The sequence below is a fragment of the Agromyces sp. NPDC058110 genome, assembly GCF_042884735.1.
Classification (GTDB): Bacteria; Actinomycetota; Actinomycetes; order Actinomycetales; family Microbacteriaceae; genus Agromyces.
In genome coordinates this window covers 134,409-149,909 of the sequence record NZ_JBHVTI010000006.1, presented here as the reverse complement: position 1 = coordinate 149,909, position 15,501 = coordinate 134,409, and the positions used below count along the sequence as shown (strand labels likewise).

The window sequence follows — 15,501 nt, the reverse complement described above, 5'->3', positions numbered from 1 at the left end:
ATGACGCTCCACTGCCTGATCCAGCGCCGGCACGAGGACCTCCGATGATGGCCATCACTGCGCAGACACGGTTGGCGCGCGGACGAAGCCTCGGGCTGACCGGGGCAGCAGCGATCGTCTCGGCTGCGGCGTTCTGCTTCTTGTGGGGCGCCCTCTTCCTGATGTTGCTGACCTCGGGGGTACCCGCAGACGATGATGCGCTCGCTGGCGTCATAGGGGCAACCGCGATCCTCGCCGGCCTTGCGTTGTGCGCCTGGGCATCATGGACACTCAGCGTCTACCGGGCTGTCGGACCCGCATGGGCGATCCTGCTCCCTATCGCGCTGAGCGCAGGATGGGCGGCAGCCACGCTCGGCATCGAGTCGAACTCGGATTTCTTCATCGCAATCGGTCCCCTTCCGGCACTCCTCGCGTTCTGCGTAGTCAGCGGCATGACCATACCCATCGGGCTTGGGTTGACGCTCGTCTACCTGATCCTGAGGTTCTCGCCGGGATCCCCCAGCTAACGAGTGGGTCACAGCACCGCCGCCCGACAGACGGTCCCTCACCGTGCACGCATGAGGATCCCTTTGCGCGCACGAATCGCGCCGACGACAAGCAGCACGACCCCTCCGGCGAGCGGCCCGGTGTTCATGCTGATTCCTCGGCCTACTCAGGTGGTCCGGCTGATTTGTTCGGAGACCTGTCAGCGGGCCAAAGCAGCGAGTTCACGCGCTGCGGAACATCGAATCGTCGAACAAGCACCGCGACCGTGACGAACACCACTTCGAGCACCAGACCTGCCACGACGAGGCCCCAGCCGAACGGCGTGACGGTCAACGCGATCATGAGACCGCCGAAGATGATGACCCCGCACATGATGACGTTGAAGAGCGATCCGAGTCGACCGATGGGGCCGAGCAAGAGGTCGCGACGGGACTCGGCCGAGATTGGCGGGATGACGCGTCGGGCGAGTTTGAACTCGGTTTCCGACCACTCCGCCCCGTCCCACCACCGCAACATGTCGTTGGCCACGGGGTCCACATACCAACCGGGAGCGGTGGATGCCGACGGTGGCGGGAGCGAGTTCACGGGATGGATTCTCCCACGCCGCCCGGACGCGCGCGGTGGCCGATTATTCAACTCCTTGGAAGCCGCTTTCGACTGCCCCGCGCAGATGCGGAGCGCACATAAGGCGATCCTTCGCCGTGCACGAAACTGATCCTTCAGTAGCACCCTCGTTCATGGTCGGTAGTCCTCGAACTCCCAGGCACCGAGTCGGCCGAGGCGTTCCGCGATCTCGGCCCAGTTGTCCCCTTTCACGCGCTCGACTCTGAGTAGGAGCCAGTCGTGAAGGGCCCTCTTGTCGAACTCGTCCAGGTTGACGATGACGTGATGCCTGGCGTCGTAGATGCCACCGGTGGCGCTGCACGCGCGTGCGAGCCATTCGGGAGTGCAAACGGTGATGTCGAAACTCTCCTCGCCGGGGCCGTCAGCAGGGCCGACGGTCAACCGGGTGTGGAGCCTGAACTCCGTTGGCTCAGCCGCCAAACTCGCCGGATCTGGCTCGAACGCAAGGTTTCTCAAGGTCGCGCGCATGAGTCGATCGTGCCAGGTGCGGGCGCCTGGTCAGAACGTCGCGAGATGGCGCGCATCTCGATTCGCGGAGCGCAGAAAGGTCACGCGTCGCGCGCGCAGCGGAACCCGATGTGCGACATGCCCGTGTCTTCGGCCTGCGGTGAGCGGGCCGCGGGCCGGAACCGCAGGCAGTAGTCGGGCGAGCAGAGGTGCGACCCGCCCTTGAGTACGCGGCGCGGGGTGCCCTCGAACCCCTCCTGCGCGCTCGCCGCGGCGAGCAGGTTCTCGCGCTTGCCCGCGTCGACGGGGGAGTCCGAGAGGCGCAGGTGCCTGGGCGTGTAGTAGTCGCTCGTCCACTCCCACGTGTTGCCGATCATGTCGAAGAGGCCGTAGCCGTTCGCCGGGTACGACCCGACCGGGGCCGTGCCGCCGACGCCCTGGTTGTCGTACGGGAACCGCCCGAGCCACGAGTTCGCCTGTGGCACGCCATCGGGATACGGCTCGTCGCCCCACGCGAAGCGCGCCCCGTCGACGCCGCCGCGGGCCGCGTACTCGTGCTCGGCCTCGGTGGGCAGGCGCTTGCCGGCCCAGGTCGCGTACGCCGTGGCATCCTCGAAGGCGATGTGCACGACCGGATGCCGCAGCCGATCGTCGATTCCCGAGCCCGGGCCGAACGGGGCGCGCCAATAGGCGCCCGGCTGCCAGCGCCACCAGTTGCGCCAGTTGCGGAGGTCGACGGGCCCGGCGGTGGGCGTGAAGACCATGGCGCCGGGCACCAGCGAAGCAGGGTCGGCACCCGGGAAGTCGCGAGGGTCCATCGGCCGCTCGGCGACCGTGACGTAGCCCGCCTCGTCGACGAATCGCGCGTAGTCCTCGTTCGTGACCGCGTACCGGTCGATGCGGAAATCCGCGACCGCTCGCTCGTGCACCGGGCGCTCGTCGGGGTAGAACTCGTCGCTGCCCATGCGGAACGTTCCCCCGGTGATGAGCACCATGTCGTCGGCCACATTTCCACCGTAGCCGCGACCGGGGTGCCGGTGCTTGACTGGCCGTCGGGGGATCGACGACGTTCGCCCGACCGACATCGAATGAGGGGAACGCATGTCAGACAAGCCGAACATCCTGATCATCTGGGGCGATGACATCGGCATCACCAACCTGAGCGCGTACTCCGACGGGCTCATGGGGTATCGCACCCCGAACATCGACCGCATCGCCGACGAGGGCGTGCGGTTCACCGACTACTACGGCGAGCAGAGCTGCACCGCCGGCCGCGCCGCGTTCATCACGGGGCAGAATCCCTACCGCACGGGCCTCACGAAGGTCGGGATCCCGGGTGCCGACCTCGGCCTCCGGCACGAGGACCCCACGATCGCGACCGCGCTCAAGGAGCAGGGCTACGCGACCGGGCAGTTCGGCAAGAACCACCTCGGCGACCGCGACGAGTTCCTGCCGACCCAGCACGGGTTCGACGAGTTCTTCGGCAATCTCTACCACCTGAACGCCGAGGAAGAGCCCGAGCACCCCGACTACCCGACCGACGAGGAGTTCCCGGGGTTCAGCGAGAAGTTCCGTCCGCGCGGCGTGCTGCACTGCTGGGCGAACGACGACGGCACGCAGCGCATCGAGGACACCGGACCCCTCACGCGCAAGCGCATGGAGACCGTCGACGAGGAGTTCCGCGACGCGGCCGCCGACTTCATCCGCGCCAGGGCCGACGAGGACACGCCGTTCTTCGTGTGGTTCAACTCGACCCACATGCACTTCCGCACCCACACCAAGCCCGAGAGCAAGGGGCGTGCGGGGCGGTGGCAATCGGAGTACCACGACACGATGCTCGACCACGACGACGTCGTGGGGTCGCTGCTCGACCTGCTCGAAGAGCTCGGTCTCGCCGAGAACACGATCGTCATGTACTCCACCGACAACGGGCCGCACATGAACAGCTGGCCGGATGCCGGCATGACGCCGTTCCGCAACGAGAAGAACTCGAACTGGGAAGGCGCCTACCGCGTGCCCGCGATGGTGCGTTGGCCTGGCCGCATCCCGGCGGGCACGGTGCTCAACGGCATCGTGAGCCACAACGACTGGTTCGTCACACTGCTCGCCGCCGCGGGCGACCCCGACGTGGCCGAACGGTTGGCCGCGGGCACCGAACTCGCAGGCAGCGAGTACAAGGTGCACCTCGACGGGCACAACCAGCTCGACTACATCACGGGAGCGGTCGACGAGAGCCCGCGCAAGCACTTCTTCTACTGCTCAGACGATGGCGACCTCACCGCGATGCGGTTCGACAACTGGAAGATCGTCTTCCTCGAGCAGCGCGCGGAGGGCACGCTGAACATCTGGGCCGAGCCGTACACGCACCTGCGCGTGCCGCGCCTGTTCAACCTGCGCACCGATCCGTTCGAGCGTGCGATGCAGACGTCGAACACCTACTACGACTGGTTCCTCGACCGGGTGTTCCTGCTCGTGCCCGCGCAGGCCTACGTCGCGAGGATGCTCCAGTCGCTCGTCGAGTTCCCGGCCCGCCAGAAGCCGGCCTCGTTCACCATCGACCAGGTGCTCGAGAAGCTGCAGGAGGCCACCTCAGGATCGTCCTGACCTTCGATGCCGATGGGTCGCGTGCGGCGGATGTCTCGCGCGACCCATCTCCTGCAGCCCGGCCTACTCGACGGGCTGACGGATGCCGCGGGCGGCCGCCTCGGGGCCGGTTCCGTCGCGGGCGGGCGACGCCGTAGAGTTTCGGGCACCAACCCGAGGAGTCGCCCGTGCCCGACCTGACCGCCCGACCCGACCCGATCGCGCCGATGACGATCGACGAGATCGACCCGAGCCTGCATGCCGCACTCGCGAAGGTGCCGACGCTCAAGCTCGAGAACCCGCTGATGCTCGCGATCATCGGTCGTGCGTCGAAGCTGCAGCCGGGCGCGCACGTCGACGGCGTCGAGCGTCGGGTTGTGCACGACGGGGCGGTGCGGGTGCGCGTCTTCACGCCGGCTGGGCCGAACGGGTCGGCGCTCCTCTGGATCCACGGCGGCGGGCTCGTGATGGGCTCCGCCGCCGGCGACGACCGGTTCTGCGGCGAGACCGCGCGCGAGACCGGCGCCGTCGTGGTGTCGGTCGACTACCGGCTCGCGCCGAGGCATCCGTTCCCGGCGGCGAACGACGACGTGCGCGACGCGTACGCCTGGATCGTCGGGCACGTCGCAGAGCTCGGCGTCGACGCGGCCCGTATCGCGATCGGCGGGGCGAGCGCGGGCGGCGGGCTCGCCGCCGCGCTCGTGCAGCGCCTCCACGACGAGGGCGAGCCGGTGGCCGCGCAGTGGCTGTTCTGCCCGATGCTCGACGACCGCACGGCCGCCGATCGGTCGCACGATCTGCGTCACCATCTTGTCTGGAACAATCGCTCGAACCTCGTCGGATGGCGTTCGTACCTCGGCTTCGAGCCCGGCGCCGCCGAGGTCCCGGCATACGCGGTGCCCGGCCGCCGCACCGATCTCGCGGGGCTTCCGCCCGCCTGGCTCACGTGGACCGACCTCGAGCTGTTCGCCGCCGAAGACGCGGCGTATGCGCAGGCGCTCGCCGAGGCAGGCGTCGACGTGTCGTTCGAGATCGTGAGCGCCGCCCCGCACGGCTTCGACGTCTGGGGCGGGCAGACCGAGCTCGCCCAGCGGCTGTTCGTGGGTGCACGCGAGTGGCTCGCGCGGCAGCTCGCGGTCGGCGGGCCGACGGGTGCCGGAGAGCTCGACGCCCGGCCCGAGGCATCCGTCGACTGAGTGAGCGGATGCCGCGTCAGCGCGCGAGCTGCGCGAGGTGTGCCGCGAGCTGTTCGGCGACGTCGACGCTCGTCGGGTCGTAGAGCCACTGCAGCTGCAGGCCGTCCCACAGGGCGATGAGCCAGACCGCCTCGAACACCGGATCGAGGTCGGCGCGCAGCACCGGCGCCGCAGCCTCGAAGAGTGCCGTGAAGCGGGAGATGCCCCACTCGAAGCGGCGCTCGAAGTACGCGTGTCCCGGATGCGTCGGGGCTGCCGCCTCTGCCGAGAGCACCGCGTAGAGCTCGATGAGTCCGGGTTCGAGGTCGGCGGCGATGCGTGCCGACTCGGCGAGGCCGTCGAGTGCGCTGAGCGGGTCGACGACGGCGGCGAACTCCGAGCGGATGTCGATGGTGGCGTCGCGTCGGGCGATGACGGCGGCGAGCAGCTCCTCCTTGCTCGAGAAGTGGTGCACGAGGGTCGACTTGCCGATGCCGACCTGGTCGGCGATCTCGCGCAGGCTCGTCGCGTGGAACCCGCGGCTCGCGAAGAGCGCCGAGGCGTCGGCGATGATCTGCAGGCGGCGCACGCGGCCGGGCGCGTATCCGACGTCGACCGGGTCGGACTCGAAGAGGGGGAGTGACGGCGACGACGGCACGAGCCCTGGCGGCACCGACTCGCCGCGCAGTTGTGCGAGGTGGGCGTCGAGCAGCGTGGGCAGGTCGAACCGACCCGGCAGGTAGAGGGACATGAGCTGCAGGCCGTCCCACGCGGCCGCGAGCCGGATGGTCTCGCCCATGGCATCGGTTCCGGGCGGCAGTTCGCCGGCATCGATCGCGGCCTGGAACAGCACGGAGGAGCGGGCGCGCAGTTCTGCGTGGCGCTCGCGGAAGTGCTCGTGGGCCGGGTGGGCGTCGCTCGTCGCCTCGCCCGCGAGCACGGAGAAGAGCGGGAGGTAGCCCTCGATCCCGGCGTTGCGCCTCGCGACCTCGCCGAACGTGCGCAGGCCGTCGCCGTCGGGGCCGAGCATCGAATCGAGCTCGGCCTCGGTGATGGCGGTGAACTCCGCCACGACCGCTTCGAGGATCTCGTCCTTCGATGCGAAGTGACGGATCACTCCAGGATGCGAGAGGCCGGCCTCGGCCGCGATGTCGCGCACCGAGACCGCCCCGAATCCCCGTTCGATGAAGAGGCGGGATGCCGCGGCGACGATGTTCGCGCGGGTGCGGGCGGTGGCGGCGGCACGGGTGACGGGCGCGACCGCGCGCGCCGCGGCATCCGTTGAGATCACCTGCGTCATGCCAGCCCCCGATTCGCCTTCTCCCCATCCTCGCACAGCTCGTTACCAGCCGTTCGAATTTCAGTTACCAATCGGTCGAGTTTCGTGTACCCTCATGCGAGAGCCAAAGACGGCTCGGTTTTCGCGGAAGGAAATCACCATGACAGAGTCGTCACTCATCACCCCGGGTGCGCCCGGCCCCGAACTGCCCGGCGCGAGTGCCGACAGCACCGGCGCGGCAGGTCAGTCCGGCAAGACGCCCAAGGGCTACATCCCCACGCTCGCGCTGTCGAACTTCGGCCTCTTCCTGGCCCTGCTCACGCCCGTCCTCGTCTCGCTCGCCTTCAAGGTGCAGCACATCACCGGCTCGGCACAGGAGGCCACGAACGCGCTCGGCCTCATCATGGGCGTCGGCGCGCTCTTCGCCCTCGTGTGCAACCCGCTCGTCGGCCGGCTCTCCGACCGCACCGTCTCGCGGTTCGGCATGCGCCGCCCGTGGATGTTCGGCGGCGTGCTCGTCGGCCTCGCGGCCTTCGCCCTGATCGGCGTCGCGACCGACGTGTGGGTCGTGCTTCTCGGCTGGTGCATCGTGCAGGCCGCGCTCAACGGCGTCATGGCCGCGTCGACCGCGACCGTGCCCGACCAGGTGCCCGTCAACTCGCGCGGCAAGGTCTCGGGCATCATCGGCCTGACGACCCCGCTCGGCATCCTCGGCGGCAGCTTCCTCGTGAACTTCCTCGCCGACGACCTCAGCCGCTTCGTCGTGCCCGCCCTCATCGCGACCGTGTTCGTGATGGTCTTCGTCTTCACGCTGAAGGACCGCGTGCTCACCGAGAAGCCCACTGAACGCTACGGCGTCAAGGAGTTCTTCGGCTCGTTCGTGTTCAACCCGCGCAAGCACCCCGACTTCGGCTGGACCTGGCTCACGAAGTTCCTCATCTTCTTCGGGTACGCCGGCATCGCCACGTTCCTGCCCTTCTACCTGACCGAGCAGTTCGGCCTCGGCGAGCAGGAGGCGATCTCGACGATCCTCATGGCGAACCTCGCGTCGATGGCCGCGATGGCGCTCTCGGGCCCCATCGGCGGCATCCTCTCCGACAAGATCGGCAAGCGCCGCCCGTTCGTCGCCGTCGCCGGCGGTGTCATGGTGCTCGGCCTCGTCGTGCTCGCGTTCGCCCCGAGCATCCCCGTGGTCCTCGTCGCGCAGGCGATCATCGGCTTCGGCGCGGGCGCCTTCATGTCGGTCGACACGGCGCTCGCGACCCAGGTGCTGCCGAACCAGAAGGACACCGCGAAGGACCTCGGCGTGCTGAACATGGCCAACGCGCTGCCGCAGTCGATCGCCCCCGTGATCGCCCCGGGAATCATCGCCTTCGGTGCCACCACGTCGCTCGGCGGCTACAGCACCTTCTACCTCTTCGGCGCCCTCGTCGCACTCGCCGGCGCCGTGCTCGTCTACCGAATCAAGGGAGTGAAGTAACACCATGACCGACACCATCGAGACCCCTGCCACTGAGAACGCGGATGCCGCGGCATCCGCTTCGACCGGGGCCCCCGTCGACCCGACCTACCGCGACGCTTCGCTGCCCGTCGACGAGCGCGTCGAGAACCTGCTCGGCCAGATGACCCTGCAGGAGAAGGCCGGCCTCTTCTTCCAGACCATGATCGCGATGAGCCAGGACGGCGAGCTCGCCGAGGCGAACCCGATGTTCGGCCTGCCCTCGAACCACGACCAGGTCATCGGCAAGGGCATGACGCACTTCAACGTGCTCGGCTCGGCGCCGTCGGCCGAGCTCATGGCGAAGTGGCACAACGCGCTCCAGGAGCTCGCCGCGTCGACCCGCCTCGGCATCCCCGTGACGATCTCGACCGATCCGCGCCACTCGTTCAGCGACAACCCGCTCGCGGGCATGCTCTCGGGCCCGTTCTCGAGCTGGCCCGAGACCATCGGGCTCGCGGCGATCCGCGACGAGGCGCTCGTCGAGCGCTTCGGCGATATCGCACGCCAGGAGTACACGGCCGTCGGCATCCGCGTCGCCCTGCACCCGCAGATCGACCTCGCCACCGAACCGCGTTGGGGCCGTCAGGTCGCGACGTTCGGCGAGGACGCCGAGCTCACGGGCAAGCTGGGCGCCGCCTACATCCGCGGCTTCCAGGGCGAGTCGTTCGGGCCGGGCTCGGTCTCGACGATGACCAAGCACTTCCCGGGCGGCGGCCCCCAGATGGACGGCGAAGACGCGCACTTCGCGCACGGTCGCGAGCAGGTCTACCCCGGCGGCGAGTTCGAGCTGCACCTCAAGCCCTTCGAAGACGCCTTCGCGGCGGGCACCCGCCAGATCATGCCGTACTACGGCATGCCCGTCGGCACCGAGTACGAGGAGGTCGGCTTCGGCTTCAACAAGTCGGTCATCACGGGCCTGCTGCGCGAGCGCTACGGCTTCGAGGGCATCGTCTGCACCGACTGGGGACTCATCAGCGACGCCGAGATCTTCGGCGAGCCGTTCCCGGCACGCGCCTGGGGCGTCGAAGACCTCACCCCGCGCGAGCGCGTCATCAAGGTGCTCGAGGCCGGCGCCGACCAGTTCGGCGGCGAGGCGATCCCCGAGCTGCTCGTCGAGCTCGTCGAGTCGGGCGCCGTCAGCGAGGAGCGGTTGGATGTCTCGGCGCGCCGCCTGCTGCGCGAGAAGTTCGTGCTCGGGCTCTTCGACCAGCCCTACGTCGATGTCGAGCACGCCGGGCGCGTGGTCGGCTCCGACGAGTTCGTGGCCGCCGGCGAAGACGCGCAGCGCGCCTCGATCACGGTGCTCACCAACACCGTGCCCACGGGCGCCGGTTCGCCCGTGCTGCCGCTCGCGACCGGTCTGAAGCTCTACGTCGAGGGCATCGACGCGGCCGTCGCCGCCGAGTACGGCACGGTCGTCGAGACCCCGGGCGAGGCGGATGTCGCGGTGATCCGCACCCACGCCCCCTTCGAGGAGCGCTCGTCGACGTTCGAGAACTTCTTCCACCAGGGGTCGCTCGACTTCACCGACGAGTCCGTCGCGCACCTGCGTGAGGTCGCCGCGGCCGTGCCGACCGTCATCGACGTGCACCTCGACCGCCCGGCGATCCTCACGCCGTTCGTCGACGACGCCGCGGCGATCGTGGGCAACTACGGCGCGAGCGCCCGCGCGGTGCTCGACGTGCTGACGGGTGCGGCGAAGCCCCTCGGCAAGCTGCCGTTCGACCTGCCGTCGAGCATGGCCGCCGTCGAGGCCAGCCGAGAAGACGTGCCGTTCGACACGGAGGACCCGCTGTTCCGCTTCGGTCACGGACTGAGCCTGTAGCTGTTCTTGCCCGTGCGGTCGAACGGCCGCACGACCGCCCGATCGGGGGGCTCCGGACGCGTTCCGGAGCCCCTCGACCGTTCTTGTAGAGTCGCAGCACGGTTCGGCCCGCCGAGGTGCCGGCGACACGGAGAGGTGCGCACCCGCATGTCCATCGAGATGCAGACCGCTGAACGCGAGATCACCGAACGGGTCGCGCTGTGCGGGGCCGACGGTCGCCTGAACCCCGCCGCCGTCGGGTGGAGCCGCACGCCGCTGCACGACACCTCGGGCATCGGCCTGGGCCGCACCACATGGGGCCGCAACAAGCGCTGGGAGTACTGGGCGGTCATGACGCCCACGCACGTGTTCGCCCTGACGCTGTCGTCGCTCGACTACGCGGCCGTGCACGCGATCCTCGCGTACGACCGTCGCACCGGATCCGTGGTCGCGAACCGCGAGGCGACCGTGCCGCTCGGGCGCGGTGCGACGCTTCCGGCCTCCCTGGGCGACGGTCCGGCGCAGGCGGTGGCGGCGAACCTGCGCATCGACATCGAGGAGGGCGCCGACGCGACGCGCCTGCGCGCGACATCCGACGGCCTCGACCTCGACCTCACCGTCGACCGGCCGACCGATCACGACTGCCTGGCCGTGGTGGTGCCGTGGTCTGCGACGCGGTTCCAGTACACCGTGAAGGACCTCGGGCGGCCGGCGCACGGCCGGGTCGTGCTCGGCGACGAGGTCATCGACGTGACGGCGGATGCCGCGTGGGCCGCCCTCGACCACGGCAGGGGCCGTTGGCCCTACAGCCTCACCTGGAACTGGGCGGCCGCCTCGGGCACGGCGTCGACCGGCGAGCCGCTGCAGCTGCAGTTCGGCGGGCGGTGGACCGAGGGCACCGGATCGACCGAGAACGGCGTCATCGTCGGCGGGCGCCTGCACAAGATCGGCGAGGAGCTCGCCTGGGAGTACGACCCGGGCGACTTCATGCGGCCGTGGCGCATTCGCGGCTCGCGCCTCGACGTGCAGTTCGCGCCGTTCTGGGATCGCGTCAACGACACCGAGCTGCTGGTCATCAGCACGCACGGCCACCAGTGCTTCGGCACCTTCTCGGGCTGGGTCGAGGTCGACGGTCGGCGCATCGAGTTCGCCGGGCTCGAGGGGTGGGCCGAAGAGGTGCGCAACCGGTGGTGACCGTCGGCTGAGATCACCCCTTGTGGTCGGGGTTGCGCACCGAGATCGCGTCGCGCGGCTTGAGGATGACCAGCTCGGGGGCCTTGGTCACGAGGAGCCACACCGGCAGCACGATGAGGCACATCGGGGCGATCACCGCGGTGTCGCCCGTGAGCGCGGCGCCGATGAAGATGGCGATCCAGCCGTCGCGCGTCGCGGCCAGCACGATGCCCATCACGGCGCAGGCGACCGCGAGCGAGATCGGGAGGTCTGGGATCACCGCGGTGGCGAAGAGCCCCAGCGCCGTGCCGACGAACACGACCGGGAAGATGCGGCCGCCGCGGAATCCGGCGCTCGCGGCGACGAGCATCGCGACGATCTTGATGCCCGCGAACGCCGCGAGCTGCCCCGTCGCGTAGGCGCCCGGGTCCTTGAGCAGCTCACCCGTCTCCTCGAGGCCCTTGAACAGGGTGATCGGCCCCCCGAGGATGCCCAGGAGGCCGAGCACCATGCCGCCGAGCGTGGTGAAGACGATCGGATTGCCGAGGGCGTGGAACGCCCGGTGCAGCACGGGGAACAGCCAGGCGGCCGCGATGCCGAGCAGTGCGGCGCCCGCCGCCACGACCAGGCCGGTGAGCAGGTAGATCGGCTGCAGCGCGCCCATCGGCTCGAGCGTGAAGGCGAGCTTCTGGCCGCCGAGCAGGTCGGTGGTCAGGGCGCCCGCGCCGGCGGCCGCCACCGGCAGGAAGAGGCGGTCCCACAACGAGCCGCCCGACTTCATCGCGCCGACCATGCCCGTAAACACGAGCGCGGCCGCGACCGGGGTGCCGAAGAGCGCGCCGATCGTGCCCGCGACGGCCAGCGCCGCGATCTGCTGGGGCGGCACCTGCTTCGCCATGCGGCCGATGAGGGTCATCGCGAGCACCGCGTTGATCGCGATGATCGGGTTCTCGGGCCCGAGGCTCACGCCGCCCGCGAGGCTCAGCGTCACGACGATCACGAGCGAGGGCAGTGCCTTGAGCTCGGGAAACGGGCCCGAGAGCTCGGTGGTCGCGGAGTCGGGTCCGGCATGACCCGGCATCAACCACACCACGGCGCCAACGGCGAGGCCGGTGAAGGTCAGCACGGTGAAGATCCACCACGGCGTCGCCTCCGAGGCGCCGAAGGCGCCGGGCAACGTGTCCCAGAGGAACGATTCGAGCAGTTCGGCCAGGCTGCTGACCGCCCAGAGGCACACGGCCGAGCCCACGCCGATCAGGATGGCCGGAATCGACAGCAGCACCAGCTGTCGTACGCTCGGCCCGGTCGCCTCGGCATCCGTCATGTCGCCCTCCCCGCGTCAGGCCCATCCTGCCCGACCCGGGCGCGCGGGCGCGAGAGCTCCGGCCTATTCGGTAGGTGACCTAGGCGAGGTCGACCTCGACCGAGACGGGCGGGCCCTCGCGGTAGTCGCCGAACCGCGCCCAGTCGAGGCGCACGAGCACGAGCTCGAACTCGGGCTTCGTGAGCGAGCCGCCGAACCACGGGAAGGCGGCTGCATACGCTTCGGCAGCCCGGCGCGCCTCGTCGCTGCCGGGCTCGAGCACCTCGGCGATGCCCTGCGCCTGCAGCGTCGTCTTGTCGGCGCCGCCCACGACGACCGCGATGCGCCCGTCGCGGCGCAGGTTCGCGATCTTGCGCGAACCGCCTCGCGCATTGAACACGAGCTCCCCGCGATCGGTGGCCGTGATGCTGAGGTACGCCGACTGCGGTGCGCCGTCTGCTGCGAGGGTGCTGACGACGGCATCGCCGTGGGCGCGGACGTAGTCGATCATCTCCGGGCGATCCATAGCGTCATCGTAGGACCGGATCGCCTCGAGCGGCATGGGCCCGGACCCGCCGCGGGCTACGACTCGAGCGGGTCGATGAGCGTCGGGTCTGCTGGGTCGACGGCGCGGGAGTTGTTCACCCGACGGTCGACCTCGTAGGTCGAGATCGTGGGCGCGAGCTTGTCGGACTCCGCCGCGAGCTGCTCGACCATGTGCGCCTTGCCGCCTTCGTCGAGCTTGGCCGGGTCGAGGTATTCGCTCCAGAAGTCGGCCTCGAGGAACACGGGCATGCGGTCGTGGATCTCGCCGGAGGCATCCCGTGCCTCGCGCGTGATGATCGACGTCGAGACCTGCCACTCGTCGTCGACCTTGCGCACCGTGTAGATGCCCGCGGCCGCGAGCAGCGGCGTCTCGCCGTGCAGGAACCAGGCGCGCTTCTTGCCGGGCTCGCCCGTCCATTCGTAGTAGCCGCGCATCGGCACGAGGCACCGCGACGACGCGAACGCGCCCTTCCAGAGGCCGTTGGTGGCGACCGTCTCGATACGCGTGTTGAACTGCGGCCGCTTCGCGTCTTTCAGGAACGCGGGATGGAAGTTCCATGCGGCGGCGTCGACCATGCGGCTGATCTCGCCGGTCTCGCGGTCGGCGCGCTCGCGCACGATGGGGATGACCTCGGTCGGCGCGATCGAGTACTGGGGCCGCCAGTCCCTGTAGTCGCCGCCTGCGGCCACGAACTCCTGGATGAGTTCGTCGACCTTTGCGTCATTCGCGAAGCGCCCGCACATGCGCCAAGTCTGCACCCGACCGCCGACATCCGTGTGCCGTGTTCTGGCGTTCTGCGCAGGCTGTCAGCGGGCGGGGCCAGACTTGAGCCCGTGATCGCGGAGCAGACCCACTCGTGGAGCCCGCGGCATCCGACCGATCTCGCGCGGACCGTCGGCGTGCTGCGGCGAGGGCCGGGCGACCCCACGTTCCACCGGGGCGTCGACGGCGCGTTCTGGCGCACCACCCGCACGGCCTCGGGGGCGGCGACCGTGCGGTACTCCCAGGCTGCGGCCGGCGAGTTGCGCGCGCAGGCGTGGGGCGAAGGTGCGGCCGAGGCGGTCGCCGAAGCGCCGGCCGTGCTCGGCGAAGACGACGACCCGAGCGGGTTCGCCCCGCTCATCCCGCTGCTCGACGAGGCGCACCGGCGGTTCCCCGGCATCCGCATGCTGCGCACGGGGCGCGTGATCGAGGCGCTCGTGCCCGCGATCCTCGAGCAGAAGGTCATCACGCTGCAGGCCCACGACTCGTGGCGGTTCCTCCTGCACCGGTTCGGCGAGCCGGCCCCCGGCCCGGTCCCGCCCGGGCTCACTCGCCCGTTGCGGGTCGCGCCCACGGCCGACGTCTGGCGGCGCATCCCGTCGTGGGAGTGGCACCGCGCCGGGGTCGACCCGCAGCGGTCGCGCACGATCGTGATCGTCGCCCGTCACGCCTCGCGCCTCGAGGAGGCCGCCGCGATGAGTCCGACGGATGCCGCGGCGCGCCTCATGCTCATGCCCGGCGTCGGCGTGTGGACCGCCGCTGAGGTCGCCCAGCGCGCCTTCGGCGACCCCGACGCCCTCGCGGTGGGCGACTACCACCTCTCGAACTACCTCGGCCACGCGCTGTGGGGCCGCGACATGACCGACGACGAGATGGTCGAGGCGATGCGGCCGTGGGCCGGGCAGCGCCAGCGCGTCGTCCGACTGCTCGGGGCCGCCGGCGTCGCCGGCAAGCCGAAGCGCGGCCCGCGCATGCCGTTCGTCGACCACCGCGCGATCTGACTCCTGTCCGCGCGCCCGCCCGCGCATGCCGTTCGTTCACCACCGCGCGATCTGACACCTGTCGCCCGTGCGCCTGTCCGCGCGCGCCTGTCCGTGTCCGTGTCCGTGTCCGTGTCCGTGTCCGCCCTACGGCTGAGCCTGCGGGCAACGACCGGCGACCCGGTGATCGCCCCTCGCTCAGCGGTATGCCAGTTCCGCCCCATCGATGAGGCGGAACTGGCATAGAGAAGAAGGGAAGGGAGCGCCGTGGGACGGTGATCGCCGCGCCGCGGGAAGGCGAACGCCGCGCTCGCTCGGCATCCGGGGCCGATGCGCGGGGCCGCTCAGCGGTCGAAGCGTGCTCCGGCCGCGTTGCTCGGCAGCATCGCGATGATGTACACGATCAGTCCTCCGCCGAACGGGATCAGGGCGAAGAGGAAGTACCAGCCCGGCCGGCCGGTGTCGTGAAGTCGTCGCCAGAAGAGCGCGAGGTTGGGCACGACCACGGCGAGCGACCATCCGAAGTACAGGAGGAACGCGGGGATTGCGCCGGGCCCGAGAACCGTCGCGCCGGTGGCCGGGTCGGTCGTGCTCCCGGCGTACGCGAGGAACATCAGGATGAGGTAGAGCGCGAACGTGATTGCGAAGTACGAGAGCTGCCACCACCAGAACTCGCTGCGGCTCGCCCGCCCGCTGAAGACCGCGTACTTCGTGAAGAACCGGATCGTCGCTTCGGCGAGGGTCGCCCCGGGGAGCGGCGAGGACAGCCGTGCGTCGTTTCGAGGGTGGGTCAGGGGCTGCGCGGGCGGGGTGAGGGTCATGCTGCTCCGTCGGGTC

General features: G+C 70.0%; 15 protein-coding genes. 7 read left to right on the top strand and 8 right to left on the bottom strand.

The annotated features are described in order from the left end of the window. Window positions 1-44 precede the first annotated feature (44 nt). Window positions 45-506 (top strand): hypothetical protein, encoded by a 462-nt coding sequence (locus tag ACFVS8_RS15755; RefSeq protein WP_387064238.1) that lies wholly within the window; start codon window positions 45-47, stop codon window positions 504-506. Window positions 507-648: 142 nt separating this feature from the next. On the opposite strand, the gene ACFVS8_RS15750 is transcribed toward ACFVS8_RS15755, so the two are convergent. From ACFVS8_RS15750 to ACFVS8_RS15740, 3 genes are all read right to left on the bottom strand, one after another. After that, the gene (locus ACFVS8_RS15750) at window positions 649-1,071 is read right to left on the bottom strand and encodes a DUF2510 domain-containing protein (RefSeq protein ID WP_387064236.1); all 423 of its coding nucleotides are present in this window, start codon (window positions 1,069-1,071) and stop codon (window positions 649-651) included. A gap of 150 nt (window positions 1,072-1,221) precedes the next feature. After that, the gene (locus ACFVS8_RS15745) at window positions 1,222-1,578 is read right to left on the bottom strand and encodes an Imm8 family immunity protein (protein ID WP_387064233.1); all 357 of its coding nucleotides are present in this window, start codon (window positions 1,576-1,578) and stop codon (window positions 1,222-1,224) included. Between the two features lie 80 nt (window positions 1,579-1,658). Beyond that, window positions 1,659-2,552 (bottom strand): formylglycine-generating enzyme family protein, encoded by an 894-nt coding sequence (locus ACFVS8_RS15740; RefSeq protein WP_387064875.1) that lies wholly within the window; start codon window positions 2,550-2,552, stop codon window positions 1,659-1,661. Between the two features lie 106 nt (window positions 2,553-2,658). On the opposite strand from ACFVS8_RS15740, the gene ACFVS8_RS15735 reads away from it, so the two are divergent. After that, window positions 2,659-4,161 (top strand): arylsulfatase, encoded by a 1,503-nt coding sequence (locus ACFVS8_RS15735; protein ID WP_387064230.1) that lies wholly within the window; start codon window positions 2,659-2,661, stop codon window positions 4,159-4,161. A 167-nt stretch (window positions 4,162-4,328) separates the two neighbouring features. Beyond that, entirely contained in the window at window positions 4,329-5,336 is a 1,008-nt protein-coding gene (locus ACFVS8_RS15730) for an alpha/beta hydrolase fold domain-containing protein (protein WP_387064227.1), read from the top strand. Between the two features lie 16 nt (window positions 5,337-5,352). Here the strand turns inward: ACFVS8_RS15730 and ACFVS8_RS15725 are convergent, their stop codons facing one another. After that, on the bottom strand, window positions 5,353-6,615 hold the full coding sequence (locus tag ACFVS8_RS15725) for a TetR/AcrR family transcriptional regulator (protein ID WP_387064224.1): 1,263 nt from the start codon (window positions 6,613-6,615) through the stop codon (window positions 5,353-5,355). A 139-nt stretch (window positions 6,616-6,754) separates the two neighbouring features. On the opposite strand from ACFVS8_RS15725, the gene ACFVS8_RS15720 reads away from it, so the two are divergent. The 3 genes from ACFVS8_RS15720 to ACFVS8_RS15710 all read left to right on the top strand — a co-directional run bounded on the left by ACFVS8_RS15720 (window position 6,755) and on the right by ACFVS8_RS15710 (window position 11,093). Next, complete coding sequence (locus ACFVS8_RS15720; protein WP_387064221.1) at window positions 6,755-8,074, top strand: MFS transporter; 1,320 nt, start codon at window positions 6,755-6,757, stop codon at window positions 8,072-8,074. Window positions 8,075-8,078: 4 nt separating this feature from the next. After that, complete coding sequence (locus tag ACFVS8_RS15715; RefSeq protein ID WP_387064219.1) at window positions 8,079-9,920, top strand: glycoside hydrolase family 3 protein; 1,842 nt, start codon at window positions 8,079-8,081, stop codon at window positions 9,918-9,920. A gap of 147 nt (window positions 9,921-10,067) precedes the next feature. Further along, the gene (locus tag ACFVS8_RS15710; protein ID WP_387064217.1) at window positions 10,068-11,093 is read left to right on the top strand and encodes a DUF2804 domain-containing protein; all 1,026 of its coding nucleotides are present in this window, start codon (window positions 10,068-10,070) and stop codon (window positions 11,091-11,093) included. Between the two features lie 13 nt (window positions 11,094-11,106). On the opposite strand, the gene ACFVS8_RS15705 is transcribed toward ACFVS8_RS15710, so the two are convergent. The 3 genes from ACFVS8_RS15705 to ACFVS8_RS15695 all read right to left on the bottom strand — a co-directional run bounded on the left by ACFVS8_RS15705 (window position 11,107) and on the right by ACFVS8_RS15695 (window position 13,665). Beyond that, complete coding sequence (locus tag ACFVS8_RS15705; RefSeq protein WP_387064215.1) at window positions 11,107-12,396, bottom strand: ion channel protein; 1,290 nt, start codon at window positions 12,394-12,396, stop codon at window positions 11,107-11,109. A gap of 79 nt (window positions 12,397-12,475) precedes the next feature. Next, window positions 12,476-12,901 carry a pyridoxamine 5'-phosphate oxidase family protein gene (locus tag ACFVS8_RS15700; RefSeq protein ID WP_387064212.1) on the bottom strand — a complete coding sequence of 142 codons (426 nt, stop codon included), beginning with the start codon at window positions 12,899-12,901 and terminating at the stop codon, window positions 12,476-12,478. Between the two features lie 56 nt (window positions 12,902-12,957). Next, window positions 12,958-13,665, bottom strand: a complete 708-nt coding sequence (locus ACFVS8_RS15695) for an SOS response-associated peptidase (RefSeq protein ID WP_387064209.1) — start codon at window positions 13,663-13,665, stop codon at window positions 12,958-12,960. A gap of 90 nt (window positions 13,666-13,755) precedes the next feature. Between ACFVS8_RS15695 and ACFVS8_RS15690 the strand changes: the two genes are divergently transcribed. Continuing rightward, a complete protein-coding gene (locus ACFVS8_RS15690) occupies window positions 13,756-14,685 on the top strand; it encodes a DNA-3-methyladenine glycosylase family protein (RefSeq protein ID WP_387064207.1) in 930 nt (309 codons plus the stop codon). 323 nt (window positions 14,686-15,008) lie between these two features. On the opposite strand, the gene ACFVS8_RS15685 is transcribed toward ACFVS8_RS15690, so the two are convergent. Further along, a complete protein-coding gene (locus ACFVS8_RS15685) occupies window positions 15,009-15,485 on the bottom strand; it encodes a DUF805 domain-containing protein (protein WP_387064204.1) in 477 nt (158 codons plus the stop codon). Window positions 15,486-15,501: the final 16 nt, after the last annotated feature.

Excerpts from the sequence above, each read along its gene's own strand:
- ACFVS8_RS15755 (WP_387064238.1), top strand. The coding sequence starts at position 45 with ATGATGGCCATCACTGCGCAGACACGGTTGGCGCGCGGACGAAGCCTC.
- ACFVS8_RS15745 (WP_387064233.1), bottom strand. The coding sequence starts at position 1,578 with ATGCGCGCGACCTTGAGAAACCTTGCGTTCGAGCCAGATCCGGCGAGT.
- ACFVS8_RS15740 (WP_387064875.1), bottom strand. The coding sequence starts at position 2,552 with ATGGTGCTCATCACCGGGGGAACGTTCCGCATGGGCAGCGACGAGTTC.
- ACFVS8_RS15735 (WP_387064230.1), top strand. The coding sequence starts at position 2,659 with ATGTCAGACAAGCCGAACATCCTGATCATCTGGGGCGATGACATCGGC.
- ACFVS8_RS15725 (WP_387064224.1), bottom strand. The coding sequence starts at position 6,615 with ATGACGCAGGTGATCTCAACGGATGCCGCGGCGCGCGCGGTCGCGCCC.
- ACFVS8_RS15720 (WP_387064221.1), top strand. The coding sequence starts at position 6,755 with ATGACAGAGTCGTCACTCATCACCCCGGGTGCGCCCGGCCCCGAACTG.
- ACFVS8_RS15715 (WP_387064219.1), top strand. The coding sequence starts at position 8,079 with ATGACCGACACCATCGAGACCCCTGCCACTGAGAACGCGGATGCCGCG.
- ACFVS8_RS15710 (WP_387064217.1), top strand. The coding sequence starts at position 10,068 with ATGTCCATCGAGATGCAGACCGCTGAACGCGAGATCACCGAACGGGTC.
- ACFVS8_RS15705 (WP_387064215.1), bottom strand. The coding sequence starts at position 12,396 with ATGACGGATGCCGAGGCGACCGGGCCGAGCGTACGACAGCTGGTGCTG.
- ACFVS8_RS15700 (WP_387064212.1), bottom strand. The coding sequence starts at position 12,901 with ATGGATCGCCCGGAGATGATCGACTACGTCCGCGCCCACGGCGATGCC.
- ACFVS8_RS15695 (WP_387064209.1), bottom strand. The coding sequence starts at position 13,665 with ATGTGCGGGCGCTTCGCGAATGACGCAAAGGTCGACGAACTCATCCAG.
- ACFVS8_RS15685 (WP_387064204.1), bottom strand. The coding sequence starts at position 15,485 with ATGACCCTCACCCCGCCCGCGCAGCCCCTGACCCACCCTCGAAACGAC.